This window comes from Arthrobacter sp. Y3223164, assembly GCF_059091005.1.
Map to the genome: position 1 here is coordinate 1 of NZ_JBNHGF010000666.1, position 937 is coordinate 937.

Consider the following 937-nt stretch of genomic DNA (forward strand, 5'->3'; position numbering starts at 1 on the left):
GCCCGGGAGGCTGACCGGGCCGTCGGAACCGAAGACGCGCACTTCCAGGACCGCGTCGGTCACGCCGGGCACCGCCACGTCCAGCGCCGGCGCCGCGTCCTCATAACCGTCCTGGTCCCGGATCGCCCGTGCCGGTTTTTGGTCCTGGACGGTGATTCCCGTGACCACCTGCCGCGTGCCGGCCGGGGCCGACGCCTGCAGCAGCTCGACGCCGCCGGGGGTCAGCTGGCGCAGGATGCTTTGCTGGATGAAGCCGGTCACCGGGCCGCCGGAGGACTGCACGCGCACGGCCAGGGATTCCTGGTTCGCGGCCACTCCCGCCAGCACGATGGAGCGTGACTCCCCGGGAGCGACCAGCAGCCCGCGGGTGCCGGCAGCCTGGACCTGCCCCTCGGACGAGACCAGTTCGAGGTCGACCGAGGAGGGTGTCTGGGAACTGTTGTGCAGTTTCAGCACGGACGTGGTTCCCACGGTGGTGGACGCCCCGAGCAACCAGAAGTCATTGTCCGGTGCCATGCAGTTGGAAGCGGCCAGTCCGCGCAGGTCGCCGTCCGAGGCTCGGTAGGTCATCGCCGCGCCGGTCAGCGCGGTGGTCTCCCCCATCGGGGCGGCCCGCAGCACGGTGGGAGCGGACAGGTCCTGTCCGGACACCACGGACGCCACCATCTTGGTCTCGCCGGACGACTTTTCCGTCGGTTCCGCGATGCGCGCGAGCGGAGTGCCCGCGCCCAGTTCCGTCAACTCGCTGCCGGGGACGTTGCCGCCGAGGTCGCTGAGCACCAGGGCCCGCGCCCTGGTCTGCGCCGTAGTGGAGACCGGGCTGAACTGCGGATCGGTGTCTTCGGCGGCGCTGTCCAGCAGCCGCAGGGGCTCCGGGCAGACAGCGGTGTAGTCTCCGGCCGGAACGGCAGCGGACACGGGCGGCCGCTCGGCGGCC

General features: G+C 71.7%; 1 protein-coding gene. It reads right to left on the reverse strand.

Features of this window, described 5'->3' with window-relative positions:
* A partial coding sequence (locus tag AC5RUJ_RS17255) for a DUF5719 family protein (protein ID WP_494156367.1) occupies positions 1-918 on the reverse strand: 918 nt, incomplete at its 3' end.
* Positions 919-937 lie beyond the last annotated feature (19 nt).